We start from the raw sequence: 26,585 nt of genomic DNA, 5'->3' as shown, positions 1-26,585 counted from the left end.
TATAAATCACTATCGACTGTGGACAGTTGACCGAGGACTATTTCTCAAAGTCTCGCAATCGTCAGACCGCCATCAATCATAAAAACTTGCCCTGTTGAATAAGGGAAATCGCCTTTGGCGATGGCTGCAACTGCTTTGCCAATATCTTCTGGAAAACCCCAACGTTTTTGAACCGTTAATCCTTCCGAAATCAACTTATCATATTTGGCAGTTACACCTTCGGTCATGTCGGTTTTTATTACGCCTGGTCTTACTTCGTAAACTGGAATATTAAATTCACCCAAACGAGCTGCAAAAAGCTGAGTCATCATACCCAAACCTGCTTTCGATACGCAATATTCTCCTCGATTAACCGAGGCAACTGTGGCCGAAATTGACGAAACTGTTATGATTGATGCTGTAAAGTCTGGGTCACTATTTTTTTGTTCAATCATCCAATTGGCGGTGGCTTGGGTTAAAAAGTAAGTACCTTTTAAGTTAGTCGAAACTACATAATCGAAACTTTCTTCGGTGGCTGCCAAAATATCATTACGCTCTTTAGGAGCAACGCCCGCATTATTGACCAAAACATCTAATCGTCCGAAATGAGCTTTGATTTTATCAAGCATTTGGGTACGTGCTTCCTTTGAAGCAATATCGCCTTGACAATAAATTACTTCTGCTCCGAGAATCCGTAAAAACTCCAGCACTTCTTCTACCGATTGCTCATCTCTAACCCCATTGATAGCCAAATTAAAACCATTTTGTGCTAAGTGTTGGGCAATTCCTAAGCCTATTCCACGGCTTCCGCCTGTTACGAACGCTACTCTTTTCATATTCCGTCTTTGATTGTTTTGAGTAGTTCGGCGTGCGGATGGTTTTTATAGACAGGGTCGAGCGGAAAACACCCCGAATATAAACCATTGCGTGGGGCAGTTGTACAATCAGAAAACGTACGGCATATTAGTTTACGTTGTGTTGGGCGGTCGTTTAGCATATCATCTGGCATGGTTGGGTACGACAGCACCATACGGCCGAAGCCGACAAAGTCCGCTTTGCCATTTCTCAGTACATTATGAGCAACATTTGGTAGCCATTCTTGCAAGTAAGAATAGCCCGAACCCACAATTACCATTTCTGGAAATGCTTTTTTTAGTCCTTCGGCCACATCAATCATACGAGCTACGCCTTCCAATGGCTCTTCGGGTGGCTGATAACCATCAGATGGCGGAAAGAGGGCAGGGCGAGTAACATGAGGATTATAATAAGGACTCGAAACCGTAACACAAATCAACTGAATGCCCAGACTTTGAGCCAACTCTAAAAATGCTTTTGGTTCTTCTAAATCAATGTTTATTCCAGAATCATCGCAACCGAAAGCGTATTTATAGGCTTGATTTGGCGTTAAATCGGGTTCGCCTTCGCCAGTTGCACTTTTTTTAAACGGCACAAAATCAATGGCACTTAGACGGATGCCCATTTCTAAACCTGGGGCCGCTTTTTTGATACCTTCAACAATATTCCTCAAAAAACGAGTACGATTCTCGAAACTTCCACCGTATTTTCCTTCACGGTCGTAGGCACTCAAAAATTCGTGTCCTAAATAACCGTGGCAATGCTTGATATCAACAAAATGAAAACCTGCTTTTTGAGCCAAAACTGCTGCTTTTACGAAGTCTTCCACCAAAGTATCAATTTCATCATCGGTCATTAAAGGATGATTTTCGCTTAAATGAAATTTCTTGTCGAGTTTTGGGTGATTGTATAAAATCTTAGATTCAAACTTTGTATTATCGTTTGGCTTGCAGAAACGCCCCGAATGAGTGAGTTGTAGTCCAACCAATAAATCATCGGCCGAGCCAAATTTTTCGGTGTGCTTGTCAATCACAAGCTTGTAAAGATTCTCGTACTCCGAAAAATTAGCTTCATTCATCACCAACTGACGAGGATTTGCTCGCCCTTCGTGCGTAACCGCTACTGCCTCACAACCCCATAAGAGTTTTGCTCCGCTGATGGCAAAATTTTCCCAACGGCGTTTGGTAAATTCACTTGGTCGGCCATCGGCTGTGCCGTCCCAGCCTTCCATTGGTAAAATTGAGAGTGCATTACCAATTTTTTTGCCCGATTTTAGGGTAATACTTTTTTTGAATGGCGATGCCTCGCCCGTGATTAATTCATCATCAAAATCAAGTGTTACATTACTTGTCGAAAGATAATTTCTTAAATCTTGAGCGGTTTTGAGTTGAGCTACTCGCGTATATTTTGGTTTAAATTTTTCTGCCATCTTCTATTTTTTTATTTTAACCTCACCCCGACCCTCTCCGATTGGAGAGGGAGTTAAAACATAGTGAATTAAAGCCCCTCTCCAGTCGGAGAGGGGTTGGGGGTGAGGTGTGGTTTTACAAACAATTAAAAAAAGCATAATAAGGCTCTTGATTGATGAGTTTCTGCACGTAAAGAGCGACTTCTCGGAAATGATAATCACCCCACATACTTGACTCGCCATTGGCAATTTTGCTGCCTTCGGGAACGTAATCCCAGCCATTTGGTTGGTGATAAATAGAGTGCAGTAGCAAACCTTGATGATTTTCGTTGGTACTTAAATAAGGCTCTTCTAAAAGTGAATTAAGCACTGTTAGCCCAGCTTGCCAGTATTTTCGGCCAGTTTCGGTGTCGCCTTTTCTCATTAAATATCTACCTAAACGCAGTAAACCTTGCGAACCAATAGCTGCCGCCGAAGCATCAACAGGTTCAAAATCATTGTAAGGATTGGCTTTTTCGTTGAGATAATCGCCCAGTTTATGTAAGTTTGGAGCTCCAGTATCCCAGTACGGAATGCCGTCGATTGGTGTATGTTCGATATAAAAATCGCACGTTGCTTGGGCGGCTTTCAGCATGTATTTTTCTATACTTGCTCGGCCACCAAAGGCTTCGAGTTCGGCATCTTCGAGGGTTTCGAGAAACTCTAATTCTTCTGGAAAACCACACATCGCCCAAGCCAGTCCACGAGTCCAAGTTGAGAAACCCGTGTAGCCTTGTTGTGAGTTTGGGCAACGGAAATTTCCATCTTTTACGTTAAATACACTTTCGTGAGCTGTTCGCCCCCAAATGTCATACGAATCTCGACCTTCACCATAAAAAACTGAATAATCGGCAGTGGCTTTGATATGCTGCAATGCACGGTCGAGTAGATTGATTTTTACATCACCTTCGCCTTGAAAAACATGACCTAAACGATGGCTCACTACCAAGGCACGACACGAACGAATGGTGTCAACAAAAAGAGAATGAGCTCCATTGAATGAGTGAATGTAACCACCGTTTTTTATTGGTGTCCAACGACTTGCTTGCACTGCACCCGAAATTTTAAGAGCCAATTCATAGAAATTTTTCTCCCATTCGTTGAAAGCTACTTTTCCTTCACGCATCAAGCGTAGCAAATTGCCGTAGGTGCTTACGTTATTAAAGCCGTGGTCGTGTACACCGATGTGACTCACGTGTGGAGCCATTACGTTGAGGGTGTTCTTACGTCCAATTTCAAGAAAATCTTGTTCGCCAGTGGCATCGAATTGCAAAATTGCCGACCCGTACTGAAAGCCTTGTGTCCATTCTGTCCAACCACGAGTAGTGTATTCTCCTTTTCGTGTAAAAACGGGCGAACCTTTTGAAACATCGTAATTTTGCTCAATTGATTGGATTTTTTGTCCAGAAAGCTCCCAAAATCTTTTTAGTTTTGAGCTTAAATCGGTGGGTTGAAGGTTGTAATCAATTTTAATCATTTGTGGTTGAATATTTTTTTAACCTAAATTTTTCATGTAATGCGTGCTACTATCCCGTAGGGATTCAATATCGGTAGAAAAGATAGATTTGGGTAAATAACTTCATGCCGTAGGTATGAAACCTATATAAATTGATGTTGCATACCTACGGCATGCTTATGAATTTGCTTTAGATTTACCTACCGATATTTAATCCCTACGGGATATTTTATACAAGCCATGTTTTTAGTAATGTCAAATCTCTTTTCATGGCCGAAAGAATCTCTTTTTTGTCCATTTTTATAGTTCGTAGGCCGTTTTCGGCTCCGCCTAAATCATATTCAAAATGCATTGTTATCGGTACGTTAATGTTGTATTGCTTCACTAATGCCAAGAATTTTTTCCAATCAACGATACCTTCGCCTAACGGACAACCAACTTTTTTGAGCTTGCCATCCTGCAAAATATATTTGAAGTCTTTGATAGCCAGCGATTTGATGTACGGAGCAATCAATCTAAACCCTGTTTCCCAGTTAGCCCCGCTTTCGGCAGTAGCATGATTGACGTCGTATTGACAGCCCGTTAGCGGAGAATTGATGCTTTTGAAGATCGGGAATAAATCCCAAACGGCTGCTCCGAGATTTTGGCCACCATGATTTTGGTATTCGCCCGAAATTTTAAATTTCTTGTTCAAAACATCTAATCCTTTCATTTGCTGACCAAAAGTCTCGACCTGTTGCATGATGTCTTTTTGCATATCAAGGTGATACCAGCCCATGCGATAATGTTCAACACCTAAGCCACTGGCAGTCTTCAACACTCGTTCCGATAAGGCATCAGCTTGCAAGATACTGGTGGTCATCATCGGAATTTTAATGTTGGCTTTTTTAGCGGCTTGAACAAATTTAGGTAAATCAGTTTCGACTTTTTCGGGCGATACATGACCGTCAGGACGTACCGTTAGGTCGATGCCATCAAAGCCCATTTCTGCAATGGTATTGGCCAAAGTTTGGGCGTCTTCAATCCAGTGGAGAGTCTTTGAAAAAACACTGATTGAAGGGCTGGTAAGAGGTTTTGCAAAAAGATAATCAGATTTTGCTAAAATAGTACCAGTTAGGGTTGTTGCTATGAAATTTCGTCTGTTCATGCTTAAAGTTAGAAAAATAATTGAAAATAAATGGTACTAATTTTATTAAAATTTTAATTATTTCGTGACGTATCGAAAACAAAAATCCCCCTACAAGTGCATTGTAGAGGGATTTGTTTATACAGAAAATAAGAAAGAATTATCTATCAAATGCCAATCTTTGACCCTTATTGACTTCATCGAATTTGCCATTGGCAAAGGCAATATTTCCTGAAACAATCGTATGGGTAATTTTTGAACCAAATTCAGTGCCTTCAAATGGAGACCAGCCGCATTTGGCATAAAGACTATCTTTCGTGACGAGCGTTTTATCGCTTAAATCAACCAAAACTAAATCGGCCCAATAACCTTCACGGATATATCCTCGGCGGTCGATTTCAAAGCAATCGGCTACCGAATGAGCCATTTTCTGAGCAATCTTTTCGAGCGAAATTTTACCTTGTTTATGAAACTCCAGCATCACATTGAGCGAGTGCTGCACCAATGGAAGTCCAGCGGGAGCTTGCCAGTACGATTGTTGTTTTTCTTCCCACGTATGTGGTGCGTGGTCGGTTGCAATTACATCAAAATGGTCGTCGAGCAATGCTTGAAGCAATTTTTCACGGTGTCCGTGTTTGATAGCTGGGTTACACTTGATTTGATTCCCTAACGTTTTATAATCATCAGCATCGAACCAAAGATGATGCACACAAACTTCAGAAGTAATATTTTTACTCCTAATTTTTAAAGGGGAATTACTAAATAATGGAATCTCATCGGCCGTTGAAATATGTAGAATGTGCAATCTTGTACCGTGTTTTTTTGCTAATTCTATTGCCATTGAAGAAGATTTATAACAAGCTTCTTCATTTCGGATTATCGGATGAATATCATGCGGTAGGTTATCGCCATACTGCTCTTTATATTTTGCCAAATTGGCTTTTACGGTGGCTTCATCTTCGCAGTGAGTGGCAATCAATGATGGGAAATTGGCAAATATTCTGGTTAGAACACTTTTATCATCAACCAACATATTGCCAGTTGAACTTCCCATAAAAATCTTTAATCCACAAACATTCTTGATGTCGGTTCTCATGGCTTCATCATAATTATCATTCGATGCTCCCATGAAAAATGAATAATTGGCAATTGAGGTCTGCGAGGCAATATCATACTTATCTTGCAAGAGTGCTTGTGTGAGTGCATTAGGCACTGTGTTGGGCATTTCCATGAAGCTGGTTGTTCCACCAGCTACGGCCGCACGGGCTTCGGTAGCAATCGTTGCCTTGTGCGTTAGGCCAGGCTCACGAAAATGCACTTGGTCGTCTATCACACCTGGTAAAAGGTATTTGCCAGTGGCATCAATCACCTTTTTGGTTTTGAGGTGAGAAAGGTTACTGCCGATTTGCTCAATGAAGCCATCTTTGATGAAAACATCAGCGGGCGTAATTTTTCCTTCGTTTACTACGAGGGCGTTTAGTATTAGTATGGTTTCTGACATGGAGGGTTTTGGTATAAAATTTAGCTCAAAATCTTCGGGTTTTGCCAAAAATTTTGAGCTAAATGTGTTAATTCAGTAAAAATTAATGATGCTTTATTCTTCTGTAAAAATATTATTTACTGCAATCGTAAAATCTGGTAGAACTGGTGCAGCAGAACAAATATCATTATCGCTACAAATTGTTACAGTTTTGCGAGAAGTATAGATATAAACCAGTTTATGTTCGGGGACGATATTCCAAATGACTTTTACGCCTGCTTTAAAATATTCGGTAATCTTTTCTTCGATTTTATAAAACTGGTCAGTTTCTGAGATGATTTCAATGACGAATTCGGGAATTACATCTTGATTTTTCTTTGTTAATTGAATTTGCTCATTTGTCAAATAGGCAATGTCGGGTCTTCTCATTTGGATACCCGAAAGCATAGTATCATATTCTGCAACTAACGAACCTGATTCAAATAGTCCTTTTCTACTAAAAAGTTTCGCTAAAACATCATAAATATAAACTTGCTTTTTGTTCATACCTTCAAATTTTATTAACTCACCATCATTCCACTCATATTTATAGCCATCATTTGGTTCCCAAAGTAGAAATTCTGCTAAGGTTTTTGGAACTGATTGTATTTCGTTTGATAAGACCATATTTCAAATCATTTTATATTCAAACTTAACAAAATATTGTCGAAACAGCTAATATTTAGTGGTTTTTCAAGATAGCAAACTCTTTCGCAAAGTAGCTCAAGATGATTTTTGCACCTGCACGTTTGATGCTCAGTAGCATTTCGAGCATGGCTTTATCGCCGTCGAGCCAGCCATTTTGAGCAGCGGCTTTTATCATCGCATATTCGCCCGAAACATTATAGGCGGCAATCGGTAAATCAAAGTTGTCGGCCATAGTTTTGATAACATCAAGATACGAAAACGCAGGTTTTACCATCAAGAAATCTGCACCTTCGGCCACGTCAAGCTGGCCTTCGATGAGAGCTTCACGTACGTTGGCTGGATTCATCTGATAGGTTTTCTTATCGCCAAACTTTGGGGCAGAATCAAGGGCATCACGGAATGGGCCATAAAACGCACTCGCATATTTTACAGAATACGACATGATACTTACATTCGTAAAACCTTCATCGTCAAGCATTTCTCTGATATAACCAATACGGCCATCCATCATATCCGACGGCCCGATGATATCTGCTCCTGCACGGGCTTGTGCGAGAGCCATTTTACCCAGAATATCGAGTGTCTCGTCGTTTAAAATCTCACCATTTTCTACCAAACCATCGTGTCCATCGCTGCTGTACGGGTCCATTGCTACGTCGGTCATGAGAGCAATGTGCGGGAATTTATCTTTGATTTCGCTCAATGCTTTTAAATAAAGCGTATCGGGATTGTGACTTTCGGTAGCGTATTTGTCTTTTTTTGCTTCGAGATAATTCGGAAACAGACAGATTGATTTGATTCCTAAATCAGAAACCTCTTTGATTTCCTCCAATAAAGTATCAATCGAAAAGCGATAAATGTTTGGCATTGATTTTATCTCGCTTTTGATACCCGAACCTTCCATCACAAACATCGGAAAGATAAAATCATTGACCGAAAGGGTGGTTTCTTGTACCAAATCTCTGATGGCTGCACTTTTTCTATTTCTACGTGGGCGACTGATTAGCATGTTTTTTATTATTTGTCCAAGTTGATTCAAAAAGACAAGTTGGAATCGGAGTTGCGTCCAACCTTGTCCTAAATTATCTACGTAATTTCTGACTACAAAGTTCGGTAAGAAAATGTTGGCATTTAAGAATTAACTATAAAAATTATAAGGTCTATCCATAAAATAAACTAATGACCGCACGGGCGGCCCCGCAGTTGCCCAGTAAACCAGTTTTCCAATAAGCATTTACGCCCTAAAACCCCTCAAAAACTCCTCAATTCCCATGCGTTTTTTACCTTCGAGTTGGAGTTCTTTAATTTTTACCCATTTATCGGCACTCCTAAAGTCGAGGTAAGTTTTTCCGTCGGTTTTGAAACTTCCTATTTCGGCCGAGTCATCGGCAGTTTCACCAATTTCGGTTTTGTAAATTTTGCAAGTTTTGTCATTGAGGGTAGTCCAAGCGGCAGGGTAGGGCGAAAGCCCACGCACAAAATTGTGAATTTTTTCGGCCGATAAATTCCAGTCGATTTGACAAGTTTCTTTAAAGATTTTCGGTGCAGATTTTAGTTCAGCACTCATATCTTGTGGAATCTGCGGATAATTTCCTGCTTCGATTGCTTCTACGGTTTTCACAACCAAACCAGCTCCAATTTCCATCAATTTATCATGTATCGTACCTGCATTATCTTCGGGAAGAATCGGAGTTTTTTCAGCGAAAATTACATTGCCTGTATCAATTTCATGTTGTAAGAAGAAAGTCGTTACGCCGGTTTCGGTTTCTCCATTAATTACCGCCCAATTGATAGGAGCTGCTCCACGATACTGAGGTAAAAGCGACCCATGCAAATTGAAAGTACCGAGACGTGGCATATTCCACACAACTTCGGGCAACATTCTGAACGCAACAACTATCTGTAAGTCAGCTTGATAGCTGCGTAATTGTTCGAGAAATTCTGGGTTTTTCAGTTTCTCTGGCTGCAAAACAGGAATACCCTGTGAGACAGCATATTTCTTTACGGGAGTCTCGTTCATGACCAATCCTCGACCCGACGGTTTATCGGGAGCCGTAATCACAGCCACTACTTCTTTTCCACTTTCTACCAATGCTTTCAAACTCGCCACCGCAAAATCGGGCGTCCCCATAAAAACTATTTTCATCAGATTTTCGTTATAAATATTGTGGCTTCAAAAATCACTTGATTTTTAAAAAAACTTTGTACCTTTGTTACTCAAAATAAGCAAATGAAAAGAAAACGAACAAATAAAGTACTATTTCGCCCGAAAATAAGGTAGTTTCTGGAATAAAAAGTCAATTTTACTCAGAGACGGTCGAAATTTTCGCCGTTTTTTTTTGTCTCACCCCTAAGCATTAGGGGTTTTTAAATTTAAAAAACTATGTCAAAAATTCAATATTACACAGAAGAAGGTTTTAATAACCTAAAAAATAAACTTCACGAATTAAAAACTAAAGGTCGTGCCGACATCGCTCGTCAGATTGCGGAAGCTCGTGATAAAGGTGATTTATCAGAAAACGCCGAATACGATGCCGCCAAAGATGCACAAGGTTTGATGGAAATGGAAATCTCGAAATTGGAAGAGATTGTGGCGAGTGCTCGTATCTTAGATGAGTCAACGATTGATACATCGAAGGTTTCGTTGTTATCGAAAGTGAAAATCAAAAACAAGAAAAATGGTGCTACAATGGCCTATACATTGGTAGCTGAAGAAGAAGCTGATTTGAAATTGGGTAAGATTTCAATCAATTCTCCATTTGGAAAAGGTTTGTTCGGAAAAAAACTCGGTGAAACCGCCGAAATTCAAGCACCGGCAGGTGTAGTTGAGGTAGAGATTTTGGAAATTACGAGATAATTTCTCAATTAAAAATATATACTAAAGGGCATTTGTTTTGAAGCAAATGCCCTTTTTCGTTTGATTATTTTTTTGAATTTATGCAGAGATGACCTGCTTTTTAGGCATTTTGGTTTTTACCTTGGTTGTATTTTCCATATTAGCTTTATAATTTCTAATATATTCGCTAATTGCTTTTCTTTCTTTATCTGTTAGTGGGTCGCTTTGTATGATAAAGTCAACGCCATCAGGTTCTTTTATATATCCCATCTTATTTAAGTTTTAAAGTAGCGTTCAACTAAAAATTTAGCAGACTTTGTTGGTATAATCATTCGATGTCCACCAAAATGATACGCACCTAAAGTTTTTTCATAATGGTCAATGAGTTTTGTTTTTGCCGTAAAAGCTACAAAACCATCAAAATCATGTTGAAAAGAGACTTTACAAGCATAAGCAACAAGATTTGCGGGTACTCCTTCATATAGTTTGTTTTTTCCAATATTAAAAGGAGCACTTTCAAGTAGATTCATAAAAATATGGTCTGCTTCATGTGTAATGCTTAACAAGCCTTGAATGATATTTGAATTATTAACAATTGTGAGTTTAAAAACTTCTTTTTTCTCATCATCAAGTTCTGCTTTCCAATTAAAATTCTAACCATTTTTCTTCGTTACCTGCTTTGTGTCTTTAATTATAAAGCGAGATACCTCTGTCTGAAAGCTATCCCCAGAAATTGTATTTTGAATAGAGTTTGTTAACTTATCGACGATAAAGTCAAGTGGTATTTTACCATTATTTTTCACAACATGAATTTATAAAAAAGATGTGAAAGAAAAAAGTTTCGTAGTATTTTGATAGAATCATCCAAACTTATCCAACTGCTTCACAACTACGCTGAAATCTTTCGGATAAGGAGCTTCTACTGTTATTACATCGCCATTCAGCAAACGAAACGTAAGCGAATGTGCGTGTAGGGCAACTCTTCTGATGAGCGGAATCTCCTCAGTACCGTTTTTTAGATTAAACTTTTTGCTTTTGATTTGCGAAAGATAAATATCATCACCGCCATACATGGGGTCAGATACAATCGAGGCTTTTAGGCACTGCAAATGTACCCTAATTTGGTGCATACGCCCCGTGATTGGCATACATTCTACTAAAGTATAACTTCTGTAAGCTTTGAGTGTATTAAAAATCGTTTCGGCAATTTTTCCTTTTTCTCGGTCGATTCTCACGCCTGTTCCATCACGAAGTTGAGCAATCGGTAAATAGACCGAAACCCCTTCAAAATCATGCACACCATTTGAGATTGCGTGATAACGTTTAGCTACTTCACGGGCTTCAAATTGCATCGCCAGATTACGGTAAGCGGCTGGATTTTTGGCAATGGCCAACACACCCGAAGTTTCTTTGTCGAGACGGTGACAAAGTTGGGCATCGTGTGAGTATTCTTTTGCTAAACGCAAAATACTCTGGTGTTTGTCTTGTGTTCGCTCGTCGAGGCTTGATAAATATGGGGGTTTATTTATCAAAATATAGTCTTCGTTTTCAAAGATGATGATGTCTTTGAAGTCGATTTTCTTTAATGTATTCTTTATTTTTGGTGCTTCTTTTTCATCGAAAACACTAAAATCGAAATCGTATTCCATTTATTTACTGCTTTTTTGTGCAAAGTTACGCTTTAAACCCGCATGGTCTGCAAGACCTCACAGGTTTTATTTTGCGATAAGCTGTTCGCTATCAGTAATATTTTCGGTAGAAGACTCAATGATTTTGGTGAGCTTGAATTTAAAAGTAGTGCCTTTGTCGATTTTGCTCGTGACCGTAATTTTTGAATTATGAGCGTTTAGAATATGCTTTACAATGGCTAAACCGAGGCCTGTTCCGCCTGTATCACGTGAACGACTTTTATCAACTCGGTAGAAACGCTCGAAGATGCGAGAGATATGTTCGGGTTGAATTCCTGGTCCGTCGTCTTCGACTGATACATGAAAATGCTTTTTGTCTTCTTCTATTTCAACCACAATTTTACCATTGTCTTTGCCGTATTTAATGGCATTATCGATGAGGTTGGTTAAAACTTGCGTAATTCGCTGTTTATCAGCCTTTACGAGTGCCTTTTCGAGCGTTTTAGGTTTAATTTTTAGGGTTACGCCACGGCTTTCTGCCTTGTGTTCGAGTTGCTCGAAGATTTCTTGTGTGATGATTTTTAGGTCGATCTGCTCAAAGTGCATTTTCAAATCGCCTTTTTCTACTTGCGAGAGTGTCACCAAATCTCGTACTAAAGCATCGAGGCCATCAATACTTTTAGCAGCACGGTTCAGAAAACGGTCGAGAGTTTTGGGGTCGTCTTTTGCTCCATCAATGAGCGTATGAATAAAACCTTGTGCTGCAAAAATGGGGGTTTTGAGTTCGTGCGAAACGTCGGCCAAAAATTCTCTTCTGAACTGCTCCATTTTTTTCAATTCTTCGATTTCGGTTTGCTTTTTTGCCACATACGTCGAAATTTCAGTATTGAGTTTTTTGATAGGATTCACACTTTTCAAGAGGCTTTTTCTCGAAATATCAAAATCACGAATTTTGAGTTGCTGAATGGTTTTCGAGATTTGTTCAACTTCACGAAAAACCAAAATATCAATCGTATAAAAAACTAAAAAGAAGGTCGCAAAAAAGCACGCGACACCTACCACGAAAAGCATGGCTACCGTAACATCAGGCACAAAACTTAGAAAGGCTACCGAAATGAGCGTGATAAAAATAGCCAAAAAAAACGCAATGATTCGAGGACTAAAAGACATTCTTTGGTCGATTATTTACTGCAAATGTAATTGATTATTAGCAATTTATCATCGAAATTACGCTTCGTCAGTAAACATATAGCCCACTCCTTTGAGGGTTTTTATGAAATTTTCGCCTACTTTTTCACGTACTTTACGGATGTGTACATCAATCGTACGCTCAACTACATATACATCGGCTCCCCAAATTTTCTGCAAAATTTCGTCACGACTAAATACTTTATTAGGGTATTGGGCAAGGAAAGATAGCAATTCGAATTCTTTTTTGGGCAGAACAATAACATTTCCGTCGGGTTTCGTAACCGTGTAATTCAGACGATTGATACTTAATCCTGCAATTTCGAGTGTATCGCCCGCATCGGTTTTCTGAGCTTCACGTCTGAAAAACGCATTGATTCGGCTCATCAAAGCACGAGGTTTGATTGGTTTGTTGATATAATCATCGGCACCGAGCTCAAATGCGGCTACTTCTGAATATTCTTCGGAGCGAGCTGTCAGATAAAGAATGAAAGTATTTTTTAGTTCGGGCATCGTGCGAATCATGCGGCCAACTTCGATACCATCGAAGAAAGGCATCATGATGTCAAGAATCACTAAATCGGGGAGGAATTCCTTCGCAACTTCGATTGCTTTTTTACCATCGGGAGCAGACGCTACCTTATAGCCTTCTTTTTCGAGATTATAGACCAATAATTCTACAATATCGGCTTCGTCGTCAACTACTAAAACACGGTGAGCAAGACTCATAAGTAGTAATGTTATTTGTTGGTGTTATTTACTGCTGCAAAGGTAAGGTTAAAAAAACGTTAGGTATATTAAGCCAATGTTAAATCTTATCGAAAGAGGGAATTCTGAATAAAAATTAAGCACTTTTTGACAATAAAACAAGTGTTTAGGTAGAAATAAAATTGAATGTATATCTTTGTGTGGAAATAATTGAATGAAAAAATGGGATTAGAAATTGAGAGAAAGTTTTTGGTAAATCATAGAAAATGGGCTGCCGTTGAAAAGCCAAATGCAGAGTTTTACAGACAAGGATATTTATTGACAGACCCAAATAAAACCATTCGGGTCAGAGCTACTGATACCAAAGGCTTTATGACAATAAAAGGCAAATCTGAGGGAGCAACTCGTGCCGAATTTGAGTATGAAATACCAAAGGAAGAAGCCATTCAGCTGCTTGATATGTTTGCAGTTTCGGATTTGACCAAGTACAGATATAAAATACTTTTTGCCGAAAAACTATGGGAAGTTGATGTGTTTTTGGGTGAAAATGAAGGTTTGATTGTGGCCGAAATTGAGCTTGAAAGTGAAGACGAAACCTTTGATTTACCCGATTGGGCTGCCGAAGAAGTAACAGGCGAAAAGAAATATTATAATTCTAATTTATCTACCTTGCCGTTTAAGAAATGGTAAATAGTTACGATTAAAAAAGAGGCACGAATTTATATCCGTGCCTCTCTTAGTTTACATTTCCACCTTCAAAATCCCGAAAGCTTCTGGTCGGTGAAAACGAGGTGTTGCACCGCTCATAGTCGGACTCCAGCACAGATACGCACACGTAGCGGGCGTTCCTTTCCAATCAGGTTTTGTATGTGATTTTAGCGAGATAATTCGATAAAAATTCACACGATAAGTATGTGATTTTCCTCCCAATAATGACCACGGAATTTGCATTTTTCCTGACCAACTATCGGCAGTTTTGCTTACCGAATGAATGATTTTTGCATTTTCGTGGCTCACAAAATCACAACTTTTGGGTGCTTCTTTGGTTGGGTTTTCTATCCAACCTGCAAAGAGTGCATTGTTTGGGTTGATTTCTAATTCTAAATAACGAGTAGGAGTGGCTGAGCCTTCGGCAATGAAAAGCTCAAACACCTCTTGGTTATACATTTCACTATTGTGTTTTGTGTATGAATTTTGTGCTACAAAAGGATTTTGTAAGCAGTTGAATTCAATACTCAAATATTGGTCGTCGGCTTTTAGTTTTACTTCGGTTATTTGGCTCGAAACTTTGCCGTCAGTGGCGTTTTTAAAGTGAGTTTCTGGAAGTTTAGTCCAAGTATTTTTAGGTAAACTGATGGTTGGGGTAGCAGTCATAGCAAACAAAATGATGTATAAAAATTGAAGCATAAATTAGACGGTTTTTACCAAACATATGTAGCCACCGAGCCAGCATCGAGCGTGGTAGTTACTTGTTTGTTGTGATATCGAATATTGAATTCTTGGGCTTTTCCACCTTCGTTTTGTACAATCAGAACAGTTTTGCCCGATGGAGTTTTAAAGGCTACATTCGGCAACGACATCGTAATGTTTGAAGCGATACGCACCGAATTTGGGCGAACAAATTTTGAAGCATGAGCAATAATATAATAAGCTGGGTTTCGAGTAATGTCTTGCCCAATCGTGATAGCTCCCAAGCATTCGGTACAACCTCCATCCGTATGTGGATTTTGTTTTGGGTCAGCGGCTAAATTCCACTCTAAAACAGTTTTGCACCAATTGCGTGAAGCACCAATGATTAAGTTTTTGATATGCCACGAAAAATCTCCCGCAAAATTGCCTGGAGCTCCAATCCATTGCTCGGTAAAATACAGATTTTTATCGGGATGAGCCTCGTGAACGCTTCTGATATTTTCTACACTACCACCGTATAAATGAAATGCCGAGCCATCAATGTATTTGCGAGCTTCTGCATCATTCAAAATACTGATAGGATAATCGGGGCGGTCGGCGTTATGGTCGTAAATGATGATTTTTGTTGAGATTTTCGCTTGCTTAAATGCTGGGCCGAGATTATTCTTTACAAAAACAGCTTGTGCATCTTGTGGCATCAATAAACTTGGATTATTGCCAGGGTGAAGTGGCTCGTTTTGAATCGTGAGGGCATCAATCATAATGCCTTCTTTTTTCATTGCCTGTATGTATTTGACCAAATATTGAGCATAAACACCATAATATTGAGGTTTTAGGCTTCCTCCTTTAGAATTATTGTTGGTTTTCATCCAAGCAGGAGGCGACCACGGCGACCCCAAAATCTTGATTTTAGGATTGATTGCCAGTATCTCTTTCAAGACAGGAATCAAGTGTTTTTTGTCTTCCGCCAAACTAAATTTGGTAAGTTTTGGGTCGGTTTCGCCCGCAGGAAGGTCATCATAAGAGAAAACGTGGTCGTCGAGGTCAGATGCACCTACACTTATACGCAAATAACTTACACCTATATTATTGCCATCGGTGGCAAATAATTCTTGCAAAATTTTAGCTCTTTCAACAGCATTCATCTGGCTCAAAAGTAGTGTGCTACCTCCCGTAAGAGTATAACCAAAACCATCCATTTGTTGAAAAACCTTGCTATCATCTACATAAATACTGGGCGAAGTGTTACTGATTTTATCAAAACTAAGGGTATTGGATTGTTTCTGAAATAGAACAGATTTGTCGGTTTTGGTAAGCCATGTTTCTACGTTTTGGGCATTCGCCTGCAAAACCCACGCACATAGCAAAAGAGTGGAAAGTTTTTTCATTGTAGTTTTGGTTGAATATGTGTCTGCAAGATACACAAAATGATTGTTTATCGAAATGAACGGACGGTGAGAAACAAAAGAGAGGTATTATTCATCTGAATAATACCTCTCTCTTTTGTGCAAAATTTGCAAAATACTATTTTATTGTTGCTACTTCTCTTTTCGGAAGCATTTTCTTGCTGCGAGTTTTTACTACTTTTACTTGTGGTACAGGCTTTTTCTCCGAAGATTCTGCCTGCACAACCGGAGTTGGAATTGGCGGAGTTTCGGGTTTTACTTCGGCTGTGATTGGTGCTGGAGTTGCCTGTGCGGTTGTTGCGGTAGTAGTTGGTTCAGTTGTTTTGGTAGTAGCTGGTGCTGCTGCTACTTCAATTTCAACTTTAGGGGCATTACTTATTCCAGCCACTCTTTCGCTGACTCCACTGTCTATTTTCGAGGCTTCACATTGTTTGATGGCATCATCAATTTCGGTCTGATTCCAACCGTCGGCTTTTCCTTGTTCGTAGAGCGAAATTGCTTTTTCGAGCATTAAATTTACTTCTTTCGCTGAGTTTTGTTTTAGTGCCAGTTTCTGCCAATAGGTAGCTTCTTCGATTGATAATTGTGGCAATATTGGAGCATGAAAATCATCGGGATTTATTTCGAGTAACTCACGAAGCTTGGTTTTTGCATCATAGTATTGCTTGGAAGCACGTAAATCGAGAAACTGCTTTGTGAGTGAAATGGCAGTATTACAACGCTGAGCAAATTGGTTTTCGCTGAGATTTGTACCATAAAGATTACGGTATAAAAAGAATGCGTGGTAATAATCGCCTTTTTTGAAAAGTTCGTCGGCGTAAGCACGGTGTGTTTGAGAGAAGCTAACGAGTGGGAAAAATAAAGCCACAAGAAGCATACGATTCATGGTTCTAAAGTACTTGTTCATTGTCTTTTGAAATAATTATGGGAAAGGACAAGTCAAGATACAATCATCGTAAATCAAGAAAGTTTTGTGAGTAATATTTTTTAAGGTGTTTAGATTATAACGGCCGAAGTGCTGGCTTTATTGTTTTTTACTTAAACATTCCACAGAATCGGGTCGAATGGTAGTAGCCTTTCATACCCGATTCTGTGGAAAAATATCAAATCTTAGTCAAGTGCATCAGCGTAGCCAAACCTCTGATAGTGCGGCGAGAAGTACCTTTGATATACACTTCGCCCGTAATTTCGGCAACGTGTTTTTCTCGGTCAACGCTCATTACCGTAAAAATCACTTCATATTCGGTATCAACAAACATCGGGAAAAGATACTCGGTTTCTTGTTTCATATAGACAGAGCCTTCTCCTGGGAATTCCATTCCCAAAATACGGGTAAATACACTGCTGCTCAAGTGGCCGTGAATAATCGGACGTTTGAAACGTGTGGTGGCTGCAAATTCAGCATCGAGGTGCAGTGGATTTTTATCTCCCGTTACTTCGGCAAATTTTATCACATCGTCTTGCGAGAAACTAAAGCTTTGGCGGTAAGTATCGCCTATTTCTAAAAGCATAATGAGTTCGTGTTTTCTTAAATAATCGTCAAAAATAGCAAAAAAAAAGCCACCCCAAAAGGAGCGGCATTTTTTATTGTTATATAGAATACATCAGTTAAGAAGTATCTATGTTGAGTGATGTTTTCTATTTAGCCAAGTTGATGTTCATTGCTGGCATAGGGGCTTGTACACCCTGAGCATCAAATTGTCGTTTAATATTTTCTTGCATAAAATAATATACATCCCAGTAGCTGGCACTTTTACACCACGGACGCACATCGAATTTTATAATACCCGTTTCCAAGCAATTGACCAATACATCGGTTGGTTTATCTTTCAATATTAATGGACAGCTATTGGCCACTTCGTTTACCACTTTTCGTACTTTATCAATGCTTTCTGAGCCAGCCACATTAAATTGCATATCAACTCTGATTTCGCCTTGTCCAGAAATATTAGTAATTGGCCCAGACGTAATCGAACCATTTGGAATGATAATCCTTTTGTTATCGAGGGTTTTTAAAACTGTTGTAAAAACTTGTATTTCTTCTACTTCGCCCGTAAAGCCTGCGACTGTCACCAAATCGCCTACTTTATAAGGTTTGAAAATCAATACTAAAACACCACTCGCAAAATGCCCCAGACTACCTTGCAGAGCCAAACCAACTGCCAAGCCCGCACCGCCAATCAAAGCCACAAAAGAAGTGGTTTCGATACCGAACATTCCGGCAACGGTAATCAGTAAAACAACTTTTAGTAAAACACTAAGAATAGAACCTAAAAAGGGAATGATACTTTCATCGACGTGGCGATTTCTGAGTACTTTTTGTAGGAGGCCAGTAAGCCAAGTGATAATCTTTAAGCCTACGATGAGGGTAACAACAGCCAGCAAAATTTTAGGTGCATATTGCAAGGCCATTGACATAAATTGGTCAGTGTATTTTTCCATAAGATTAGCAAAAATTGTTTAGAGTTATTGTTAAGACAATGGTTCAGCGAGTAAGTAACAGCGTTGGCGTGTTTTTTAGTGCGAATTCCTGAATTATAAACAAAAACGGCTGCCAATCTCAGATTGACAGCCGTTTGTATTTTCAAAACCGCACGGGTGACCCCGCAATTTCCCAGTAACTAATCTCAATTTCCTTTCGGAGCAGGATTTATCGTTACTTCTACAGGCTTTCTTGGGGTTGCTACCGATGGCGAAGCTACCGACGAAGAAGCTGCTTGTGGCGAAACACTTGGTTGTTTGGTTTCGACCATCACTGGTGCAGTTGTTTCTTCCATTGGCACTTTTGTTTCTTTTATCGAAGCTTCACATTGCTTAATTGCCAAAACTGATTCTTCCATCAAACCCTCTTTTGCGGCCTGGTAGTAAAAAGCCATTGCACGTTTGAGCATATCGGCCGTAGCTGCGGGCGTACGCTGACGCATCGCCAAACGCTGCAATTCAGCTCCTTGGGCCAACGTAATATGAGCGATTTGCCCACGATTGGGGTCATTCGGATTCAAACTCACCAAAGCCAACAAATTTTCTTTGGCTGGTGCATATCTTTGTAGTGCAAAATAATCTTTGAATTTTTTGGTCAGATACAATGCGTGCGAACTATTTTTTATTTGCTCACTAATTTGGCTCGATGCCTCAAATTCTGGTAAATTTGCACACTCACGATATTTGAAGAAGGCGTCCCAGTAGCGACCAGATTTAAAGTAAGTATCGGCTTCATCGAGCATATAGGCACGAGATACTTGAGCATTACTTGCCAATGGCAGTAAAATAATCCAAGAATTGAGCGTAATAAAACGAAGCAGTTTCATAACTTTATAATAGATTTAAGCCAATAATTAAACAAAAAAACGAATATAAAGGTTTGAATCTCAATAAATTATAATTTTTAGTTGCTTATTGTTTCGATACATCTTATATAACGTATTCTATTACAAAAATATTGAAAAATTGCCATTAAAAACAATTAACCTTTGCAAAAATTAGCCTCTCAAATATATTCATTCCTTTCGCAAAACATCGATTTGGAGCTAATTTCCAATCCTCAAGATTTTCCAGAGAGCCCATTTGATTATTTATTTTATCCCTAAAAAAGTCTTGCTATTCATTGTGTTTCTTTTGAAACGATGATTGATAACCCTGCTTTTTTTCAGAAAATTGGCCTTTTATTGGCTCAAAAAAACATCAAAGTCATACATCTTTGGGAAGACATTTGGCAAACTAAACGTACCATCGTTGAATCGAGATTGATGTCGTTGTTTGGAAAAAGTGAAACGATTCCTGCTCGACTCACGCAAGTACAACGCATTGACAAGCCAACGCTTGATAAATTTCTGATTGATAATCATTTACAAAGCAAAGCCAATGCTAAATTGAAATACGGTTTGTTTTTACCCAAACGTTATTTTAGAGTTATCAAAAACGAAGCTATCTTGCACGAAAATATTGATAATGAAGCACTTTTGGTGGCAGTGGCTTCATTTAGTAATCCTAAAAAGTTTATTCGGGAAGGCCAAGAATACCGCTCTTATGAAATGATTAGGTTTGCCAATCATAAGGGTCTGACGGTGGTGGGCGGATTAAACAAATTATTGAAAAAATTTACGGACGAACACTCCCCCGATGATATTATGACTTATGCCGATGCCGATTGGTCGGACGGAACAAATTACGAAAAAATTGGTTTTGAGCGAATAGAACTAACCGAACCTTTGAGTTTTGTAGTTGATGATGAAACATTGACGAGAAATTTAGTAGTTAACACCCCTCACCTTCAAGGAGAGGAGATGAGGTGCTACAACTCAGGAAATTGGAAGTTTTTGATGAAATTGAAGCAATGATAGAAAAAAAAGATATTCCTTTGGTGGTGATTTTAGGCCCAACGGCTTCGGGAAAAACGAAGTTGGCGGTTAATGTCGCATCCAAACTTAATGGCGAAATTATCAGTGCCGATAGCCGACAGGTTTATCGAGGAATGAATATCGGAACGGGCAAAGATTATGCAGATTATCTGCCAGTTTTTAAGCAAAATCAGGCTTGGTTAGCTGGCATTGAAGGCTTACATTTGATTGATATTGTAGAGGCAGGCGATAGTTATAATGTGGCGTTTTTTCAAAGAGATTTTCAGAATGCTTATCAAGATATTATTGCTCGAAATAAAACTCCTATTCTGTGTGGTGGAACAGGAATGTATATCGAAGCAGTTTTGCGAAATTATGAAGATACACAAGTGCCTATTAGTCAGGAGTTTAGAGATGAAATGTCGTTAAAAACTGATGAAGAATTAGAAGCCATTTTTCAAGAAAAATACTTTCAAGAAAATGCCGATATTTCGACACGAAAAAGATTGATTCGTGCCATAGAAATTGGTAAATGGAAGTCAGAAAATGGAGATTTGAAAGAAGAGCTTATTCTCTCCTCTCTCCATCGGGGAGGGGTAGGGGCTGTTTTTGGTATCGCCATTCCAGTAGAAATTCGCCGAGAAAGAATCACGAAACGCTTGCACGACCGCTTACAGAATGGCATGATTGAAGAGGTGAAAACCTTGCTCGAAAGCGGTATTTCGGCCGAAAAATTAATTTTCTACGGCCTCGAATATAAGTTCATTACCGAGTATTTGGTTGGCGATTTATCTTACGATGAAATGGCAAAACGCCTCGAAATAGCGATTCATCAATTTGCCAAACGCCAAATGACGTTTTTCAGAAGTATGGAGCGTAAAGGTATCAAAATCAATTGGTTGGATGGAATGCAGTCTGTGGAAGAAATGACCGAGGATATAATAAAATTGATTAAAATCTAAACCTGTAATCATTCTCTTTTCTGATTACAACCTTTTCCACTAAAATAAAGTCAAATGCTTAATGTAATGATTTTACTAACATAATAGTATGCTCTTCGAAACATTATTATTTGAATTATGAAGCCCCCATTTTTACCATTGAAACGAAACTTAATTGTATGCGTTTTGTTGATTTTTAATCAGTTTTGCTTTGCCCAAACGCAAATAACTGATTTTAAATACGAAAATACATACTCCGATTTTTATTCGTTAGTTGGCAAAGTAAACAATACAATTTTTTATACTCAATCATCCCAGTATTCCGAAAGAAGTGTTTGGTATAATACAATTGGAGATTCTGCTACAAAATTTATTGGAAAATTTCCCGATGTTAACGTTTCCAGCTTTTCAAGCTATGTTTTCAACAATAGGGTATATTTCGTATTTAATAAACACCCATTTAGTTCGGAATTATGGACTTGTGATGCCACAGTTGGTAGTCTTCGACAAATCTATAAATTTGATGAAGCTGGAAGTGTATTTATATTCAATAATAAAATGTTATTTAGAGGGAAAGGTTTATCTAAACTTGTTTTTGATGAAACTAACAATGATTATGGATTGAAGGTACTAATCGAAGATTTATCAAATATTAACTTGACTATTTTAGAGAATTTTATCATTGGCACTAATTCCAACTATTCAGAAAAGACTGTAACTATCATTGATAAAAACCTTGAAAAACAAACTGCCAAATTTCCAACCGAAAAAACAACGAGTATCTCAAATATTAGGCAATTGAATGATACTTTTATCATAGATGCACTAACTATAAATGGTCCCAATGGTACCAATAGTGCGATAATGGAGCAATATACTTATGATAAAACTCGGAACGAGTTTAAATATTTAGCACCAAAAACAGGAACTCCTTTGTTTGAAACATTTTACTTTTCTAATGATACACTAAATCAAGTAGAGCTGTATGGTACAGAAAAGAATTACACCATTCTACGAAGTGAGATAATTAACGGTAAGAAAATAGAAAAGGTAAATAAAAATTTAAAAATCTCTTTAGGCTTTTATTACTGGGGATTGATATTTTATTCCAATTTTAAGGTTATCCATGATAACTTACATTTTATAAGCTACACTTTTGATTCGACCAATAAAAATATTGTAAAAGACAAATATTTAGAACGTTTAAACCTAAAAACAGGGGTTTTAGACAGCTATTTAGTCAATGAAATTTCTCAATCGCCCTATCCTTTATGGGACTATGGATATGAAGGTTTATTGTTTGCATTGAAGCAAGAAGGTGAAATACTAAAAATTTGCCCCAAAAAATTTGGATTTGCACCTATTTTAGGCTTTGATTTGAAACAGAAAAAAATTATCAAGTTTGATACTCTTTCTCAGCCTTTTTCGCAAAGTATTTCGATTGCTAATAATCAGTTTTCATGGATTGAAAAAAGTAGTTTATACTTTTTAGATACACTCAAAAGAAGTATAAGAATAGTAAAGACTTTCCAGGAGAAAACTTATAATAGTGCAATTATAAGCCCTCAAATAGTAGATGAAAATCTTTTTTTATTAGTTCGTTCGTTTGAAAATGAATTTTCTATCCATCATTTTGACGGAAATAAACTACAAAAAATCGTTGTTAGTGATTCAGTGCAGTATTTCTACGATTTTAGAGTTTCAAACAAACTCAATGATAATAGTTACCTACTGTATTTTTATTATAAAGGTATTGACTATAACAGCTTGGCAATTTACCATTTTAATTCACTTACTAAGCAAATGCGATTTGTAACTACATTTGTGAACTCTGATTTTTCGAGTTATGATACAAAAGAGGTATTTACTGCTGCAGGAAAATATTTTTTTAAGAAAGGGCCATATCAAAATGTAGTAACTGATTTTACTGATGCAGGCACTAAAATTCTTCCGCAATTAAGCAAACAAGATTCTCAAGGTATTATACATGTATCTGCCAATGGCAATGTCTTGGTAAGAGAAAGAGAAACTCTGAGCCTAATAAAACCACCATACAATAGTTCTAAGCTTCTCGGAAAGTTTAGCTTTGGGGGACCTCAGGTAGTATATGAAGAAAAGTTGTTTTTTTTTAGCGACCTTAAGCTATGTGTGTATGAAAATGAAAAAATAAGAATAATCAGTGGAGCTGCTTATATTTCAAACGTTTACACTCAAAGAGTATCTAACGATGAAGTTGTCTTTTGGGATTTCTGGTCAAATATTTATCAAGTTAATCTCAAAACTGAAAAAATAACTAAAATTTATCAAGGTGATGGAAGAGGACTATATTTTCATAAAAAAGTAAACAATGATTATTTATTTACGATTTATAACCAATCCGATGGTAAAAATAAACTACTTGTTTATGATAGTGATAAATTAACGACCAGAGTTGTTTGGGCTTACAAAAATGTACAAAGTATCAATGCTATCGGTGATTTTACCGACCAATTTGTTTGGTCTTTGGTCGAATCGAATAATATTATAGATTATGGTATCTACAAAGATGGTGTGGTAAAAGAAATAGAAAATAAAGAAATATCGGTTTTTGATAAAAATCAGCAATTTGAGATTATTTATAGCCAAACCTCAAAAGAGTTTAAAATATACGATTTAACTTTTGGGAGTGGTATCACGAAAGTACCCGTAACGGACAATTTGCTTTGGGTAGAAAACAAAAAGAAATTTGGTAAATATTACGCAATTAACGCTTTGGGTCGATACTCATCTACAAATGATAATTTTAGTCAATCATTATGGGTAACGGATGGCTCATTTGCAAGCACCATAAAAATAGCAGATGGGCTTGGTTATGCCCTAAAATATATAGCAGTTGGTTCAAAATTATATTTTACGGCTAATAATGTTCAAACAGGCAATGAACTTTGGGAAACAGATGGAACAAGCAAAGGTACTCGGCAAATAGCCGATATTTGGGAGGGGACTTTTAGTTCATATCCCGAAAATCTGATGAAAATTGGCAAATATTTATATTGTTTTGCTACAACGCCTAAATCGGGTAAACAACTATGGAGAATAAAAGAAGTTCAAGAAGAAACTGCTATTGTTTTAGGCAATGAAGAAATGATTGAAAAACCAGAAATTAATGTTTATCCGAATCCCACAACTAATTTTTTGAATATCAAAAGTAATACCTTAGATTTGAAAGATGCAAAAATTGAGTTGTTCGATTTGATGGGTAAAAAATTACAAGAGATGAGTTTAGAGAATGAAAATAGCATTAATCTGACTAACCTCTCAAGTGGTATTTACTCATTGAAAATTATATTGGATGCAAAGAAATATAGTATAAAAGTTGTGAAATTTTAATAATCAAATATGCGTACAGTAGCCATTTTTATTTTCGATGATGTAGAAGTTCTCGACTTCACAGGCCCTTTTGAGGTTTTTGGAGTAACAGGAAAGCAAAATGGGGGAGCGGGGCTTTTTGAAGTGTTCACGGTAGCCGAAAAACCAAAAATAGCCGCTCGAAATAACTTAATTGTAGAAGCAACTTATACTTTTGAAAACTGCCCAACACCTGATATTTTATTGATTCCTGGTGGTGGTGGTTTTAAACCTGATGGAACTCCTTTCGGTACTCGCAAAGAAATGAATAATCAAAAACTGCTCGATTGGGTGCGAGAAATGAATGATAAAGTAGAGTTATTACTATCAGTTTGCACCGGTTCAATGATTTTGGCAAAAGCTGGTTTGCTCGAAGGGCTTTGTGCCACAACTCATTATAAGACTATTGATGTAATGCGAGAAATTGCACCAAATACCCAAATTTTTCCTGAAAAACGTTGGGTTGATAATGGTCGAATTATTTTGTCGGCTGGCGTTTCGGCAGGAATTGATATGTCACTGTATGTAGTTTCAAAATTGCATGGCGAAGCCACTGCGGTTGATACGGCTACTTATATTCAGTATGATTATTGGGTGTAAAAAATGAACGTCGGCAGGGTTCAAAACCCTGCCGACGTTATCAAATACCTAAAACTTTTTCACCGAATTGATATCCATCACTAAGTAACTACCATCAATATTCGTATAGTTGAGTTTTACGAAACCATATTCTTCGTTATAGTAAGCCACAAGCCGAGTTTCGCCTACCAAACTTTGGGCATTGGCATCAATAATGAAGCATTTCAAGAAACCAATATTGGTTTTGATGGTCTGAATATCTCGTATGCGGTAGCTGCTGCTAACTTCAACTGCACCCTGCCAAGTTTTCCATTTATCACTCCCGCCAACATCGCTGGTCGTGTGGGTGCTATACCAAGTATTATCTTTGATGAGTGGTTCACGGATTTCGGGGCGGGGATTTAGCTCCGTTATCAAAAAATGTCCTTCTGTTGGGGGTGTTATCGAAATATCGCTGCATACTTCCACTAATCCAGTTTGTTCGTGTTTCATTCCTCGGCGTTCTTTGCTCAAATAGTCGTATTGTAGGAGCGAGGCTTGACCGAAATAATCACCTGCTTTAACGGTCATGGCCAAGTAATGAATGGCGGTATAATCTTGTTCGAAAGTTAGTTTTGATTTACGTTCGAGTTTCCAACTTAGTTCAAAAGGAGCAATGTGTTCGGGTTTAGTGTAGAGTTTTACGAGTAAAGTGTCTTTTTCTTTCAGAAAATAATATTTGTAATAAAACTGACGGAACTGTTTATATACGGTATTATCATCGGTCAAATGCTTCATTTCTTCAAAGCTCTGACCGAATGTATTTTGTAAGGAAATCCAGCAAATAGATATTAAAATGACTAATCTCATAACAACTTCGAGACAATGTATGCCTTAACTCCTTCAAAATCAGTGCCATAAAACCACTCAAAAGCATCTTGGTTCTTAAACCAAGTCATTTGGCGTTTGGCATATCGACGAGAATTTCGTTTTAAAAGCTCAACCATTGTGGCATAATCGTAGTTGCCATCGATGTATTCAAACACTTCTTTATAGCCAACGGTCTGCAATGCATTATGATTTCGGTAATCAAGCAGACCTTTTACTTCTTCCATCAAACCATTTTTCAGCATCAAATCCATGCGGAGATTGATGC

General features: G+C 38.0%; 26 protein-coding genes and 1 pseudogene. 6 read left to right on the top strand and 21 right to left on the bottom strand.

Going from position 1 to position 26,585, the window contains the following annotated elements; genetic code table 11:
• Nucleotides 1-44: 44 nt before the first annotated feature.
• The 8 genes from ACOVO2_RS02015 to fmt all read right to left on the bottom strand — a co-directional run bounded on the left by ACOVO2_RS02015 (nucleotide 45) and on the right by fmt (nucleotide 9,176).
• A complete protein-coding gene (locus ACOVO2_RS02015) occupies nucleotides 45-815 on the bottom strand; it encodes a 3-ketoacyl-ACP reductase (protein ID WP_421768367.1) in 771 nt (256 codons plus the stop codon).
• The gene (locus ACOVO2_RS02010) at nucleotides 812-2,263 is read right to left on the bottom strand and encodes an NADH:flavin oxidoreductase (protein WP_421768366.1); all 1,452 of its coding nucleotides are present in this window, start codon (nucleotides 2,261-2,263) and stop codon (nucleotides 812-814) included. The genes ACOVO2_RS02015 and ACOVO2_RS02010 overlap by 4 nt, the downstream gene beginning before the upstream one ends.
• A 115-nt stretch (nucleotides 2,264-2,378) precedes the next feature.
• A complete protein-coding gene (locus ACOVO2_RS02005; RefSeq protein ID WP_421768365.1) occupies nucleotides 2,379-3,758 on the bottom strand; it encodes a glycosyl hydrolase in 1,380 nt (459 codons plus the stop codon).
• A gap of 208 nt (nucleotides 3,759-3,966) precedes the next feature.
• Nucleotides 3,967-4,884 carry a sugar phosphate isomerase/epimerase family protein gene (locus ACOVO2_RS02000; protein WP_421768364.1) on the bottom strand — a complete coding sequence of 306 codons (918 nt, stop codon included), beginning with the start codon at nucleotides 4,882-4,884 and terminating at the stop codon, nucleotides 3,967-3,969.
• 139 nt (nucleotides 4,885-5,023) lie between these two features.
• On the bottom strand, nucleotides 5,024-6,364 hold the full coding sequence (locus ACOVO2_RS01995) for a dihydroorotase (protein WP_421768363.1): 1,341 nt from the start codon (nucleotides 6,362-6,364) through the stop codon (nucleotides 5,024-5,026).
• A gap of 93 nt (nucleotides 6,365-6,457) precedes the next feature.
• Nucleotides 6,458-7,009 (bottom strand): Uma2 family endonuclease, encoded by a 552-nt coding sequence (locus ACOVO2_RS01990; RefSeq protein ID WP_421768362.1) that lies wholly within the window; start codon nucleotides 7,007-7,009, stop codon nucleotides 6,458-6,460.
• 55 nt (nucleotides 7,010-7,064) lie between these two features.
• Nucleotides 7,065-8,039: a porphobilinogen synthase gene (gene hemB / locus ACOVO2_RS01985; protein ID WP_421768361.1), complete on the bottom strand. Its 975-nt coding sequence runs from the start codon at nucleotides 8,037-8,039 to the stop codon at nucleotides 7,065-7,067.
• A gap of 225 nt (nucleotides 8,040-8,264) precedes the next feature.
• Nucleotides 8,265-9,176: a methionyl-tRNA formyltransferase gene (fmt, locus tag ACOVO2_RS01980; protein WP_421768360.1), complete on the bottom strand. Its 912-nt coding sequence runs from the start codon at nucleotides 9,174-9,176 to the stop codon at nucleotides 8,265-8,267.
• A 237-nt stretch (nucleotides 9,177-9,413) separates the two neighbouring features.
• On the opposite strand from fmt, the gene greA reads away from it, so the two are divergent.
• The gene (greA, locus tag ACOVO2_RS01975; protein ID WP_188764694.1) at nucleotides 9,414-9,887 is read left to right on the top strand and encodes a transcription elongation factor GreA; all 474 of its coding nucleotides are present in this window, start codon (nucleotides 9,414-9,416) and stop codon (nucleotides 9,885-9,887) included.
• A gap of 78 nt (nucleotides 9,888-9,965) precedes the next feature.
• Here greA and ACOVO2_RS01970 read toward each other — a convergent pair whose 3' ends face one another.
• The 5 genes from ACOVO2_RS01970 to ACOVO2_RS01950 all read right to left on the bottom strand — a co-directional run bounded on the left by ACOVO2_RS01970 (nucleotide 9,966) and on the right by ACOVO2_RS01950 (nucleotide 13,411).
• A complete protein-coding gene (locus ACOVO2_RS01970) occupies nucleotides 9,966-10,136 on the bottom strand; it encodes a hypothetical protein (protein ID WP_421768359.1) in 171 nt (56 codons plus the stop codon).
• Nucleotides 10,137-10,141: 5 nt separating this feature from the next.
• The gene (locus ACOVO2_RS01965; protein WP_421768358.1) at nucleotides 10,142-10,396 is read right to left on the bottom strand and encodes a hypothetical protein; all 255 of its coding nucleotides are present in this window, start codon (nucleotides 10,394-10,396) and stop codon (nucleotides 10,142-10,144) included.
• Nucleotides 10,397-10,726: 330 nt separating this feature from the next.
• Nucleotides 10,727-11,515 (bottom strand): RluA family pseudouridine synthase, encoded by a 789-nt coding sequence (locus ACOVO2_RS01960; protein ID WP_421768357.1) that lies wholly within the window; start codon nucleotides 11,513-11,515, stop codon nucleotides 10,727-10,729.
• Between the two features lie 66 nt (nucleotides 11,516-11,581).
• Nucleotides 11,582-12,664 carry a sensor histidine kinase gene (locus ACOVO2_RS01955; RefSeq protein ID WP_421768356.1) on the bottom strand — a complete coding sequence of 361 codons (1,083 nt, stop codon included), beginning with the start codon at nucleotides 12,662-12,664 and terminating at the stop codon, nucleotides 11,582-11,584.
• Nucleotides 12,665-12,721: 57 nt separating this feature from the next.
• On the bottom strand, nucleotides 12,722-13,411 hold the full coding sequence (locus tag ACOVO2_RS01950) for a response regulator (RefSeq protein ID WP_188764692.1): 690 nt from the start codon (nucleotides 13,409-13,411) through the stop codon (nucleotides 12,722-12,724).
• 201 nt (nucleotides 13,412-13,612) lie between these two features.
• Between ACOVO2_RS01950 and ACOVO2_RS01945 the strand changes: the two genes are divergently transcribed.
• Nucleotides 13,613-14,080 carry a CYTH domain-containing protein gene (locus ACOVO2_RS01945; RefSeq protein WP_421768355.1) on the top strand — a complete coding sequence of 156 codons (468 nt, stop codon included), beginning with the start codon at nucleotides 13,613-13,615 and terminating at the stop codon, nucleotides 14,078-14,080.
• Nucleotides 14,081-14,131: 51 nt separating this feature from the next.
• Here ACOVO2_RS01945 and ACOVO2_RS01940 read toward each other — a convergent pair whose 3' ends face one another.
• The 6 genes from ACOVO2_RS01940 to ACOVO2_RS01915 form a co-directional block, all read right to left on the bottom strand.
• Nucleotides 14,132-14,797, bottom strand: coding sequence for a carbohydrate-binding family 9-like protein (locus tag ACOVO2_RS01940; RefSeq protein ID WP_421768354.1), 666 nt, complete (start codon nucleotides 14,795-14,797; stop codon nucleotides 14,132-14,134).
• Nucleotides 14,798-14,811: 14 nt separating this feature from the next.
• Nucleotides 14,812-16,188: a glycoside hydrolase family 30 protein gene (locus ACOVO2_RS01935; protein ID WP_421768353.1), complete on the bottom strand. Its 1,377-nt coding sequence runs from the start codon at nucleotides 16,186-16,188 to the stop codon at nucleotides 14,812-14,814.
• 136 nt (nucleotides 16,189-16,324) lie between these two features.
• Nucleotides 16,325-17,113, bottom strand: coding sequence for a hypothetical protein (locus ACOVO2_RS01930; protein WP_421768352.1), 789 nt, complete (start codon nucleotides 17,111-17,113; stop codon nucleotides 16,325-16,327).
• Nucleotides 17,114-17,309: 196 nt separating this feature from the next.
• The gene (locus ACOVO2_RS01925; RefSeq protein WP_421768351.1) at nucleotides 17,310-17,717 is read right to left on the bottom strand and encodes a MaoC family dehydratase; all 408 of its coding nucleotides are present in this window, start codon (nucleotides 17,715-17,717) and stop codon (nucleotides 17,310-17,312) included.
• Between the two features lie 127 nt (nucleotides 17,718-17,844).
• Nucleotides 17,845-18,648 (bottom strand): mechanosensitive ion channel family protein, encoded by an 804-nt coding sequence (locus ACOVO2_RS01920; protein WP_421768350.1) that lies wholly within the window; start codon nucleotides 18,646-18,648, stop codon nucleotides 17,845-17,847.
• 185 nt (nucleotides 18,649-18,833) lie between these two features.
• A complete protein-coding gene (locus tag ACOVO2_RS01915; RefSeq protein ID WP_421768349.1) occupies nucleotides 18,834-19,514 on the bottom strand; it encodes a hypothetical protein in 681 nt (226 codons plus the stop codon).
• Between the two features lie 315 nt (nucleotides 19,515-19,829).
• Between ACOVO2_RS01915 and ACOVO2_RS01910 the strand changes: the two genes are divergently transcribed.
• From ACOVO2_RS01910 to ACOVO2_RS01895, 4 genes are all read left to right on the top strand, one after another.
• Nucleotides 19,830-20,543: a hypothetical protein gene (locus tag ACOVO2_RS01910; protein WP_421768348.1), complete on the top strand. Its 714-nt coding sequence runs from the start codon at nucleotides 19,830-19,832 to the stop codon at nucleotides 20,541-20,543.
• Nucleotides 20,540-21,505, top strand: a complete 966-nt coding sequence (gene miaA / locus ACOVO2_RS01905) for a tRNA (adenosine(37)-N6)-dimethylallyltransferase MiaA (protein ID WP_421768347.1) — start codon at nucleotides 20,540-20,542, stop codon at nucleotides 21,503-21,505. The genes ACOVO2_RS01910 and miaA overlap by 4 nt, the downstream gene beginning before the upstream one ends.
• Nucleotides 21,506-22,282: 777 nt before the next feature.
• Nucleotides 22,283-24,853, top strand: a complete 2,571-nt coding sequence (locus ACOVO2_RS01900; RefSeq protein ID WP_421768346.1) for a T9SS type A sorting domain-containing protein — start codon at nucleotides 22,283-22,285, stop codon at nucleotides 24,851-24,853.
• Nucleotides 24,854-24,862: 9 nt separating this feature from the next.
• The gene (locus ACOVO2_RS01895) at nucleotides 24,863-25,471 is read left to right on the top strand and encodes a DJ-1/PfpI family protein (protein ID WP_421768345.1); all 609 of its coding nucleotides are present in this window, start codon (nucleotides 24,863-24,865) and stop codon (nucleotides 25,469-25,471) included.
• A 48-nt stretch (nucleotides 25,472-25,519) separates the two neighbouring features.
• Here ACOVO2_RS01895 and ACOVO2_RS01890 read toward each other — a convergent pair whose 3' ends face one another.
• Entirely contained in the window at nucleotides 25,520-26,299 is a 780-nt protein-coding gene (locus tag ACOVO2_RS01890) for a hypothetical protein (protein ID WP_421768344.1), read from the bottom strand.
• Nucleotides 26,296-26,585: pseudogene (locus tag ACOVO2_RS01885) on the bottom strand (tRNA (adenosine(37)-N6)-dimethylallyltransferase MiaA); the annotation flags it as partial. The pseudogene ACOVO2_RS01885 and the gene ACOVO2_RS01890, both read right to left, overlap by 4 nt.

Source organism: Emticicia sp. (genome assembly GCF_049241225.1).
Lineage (GTDB): Bacteria > Bacteroidota > Bacteroidia > Cytophagales > Spirosomataceae > Emticicia.
The sequence above is the reverse complement of the archived record's forward strand: the minus strand, read 5'-3'. Positions and strand labels throughout refer to the sequence as shown.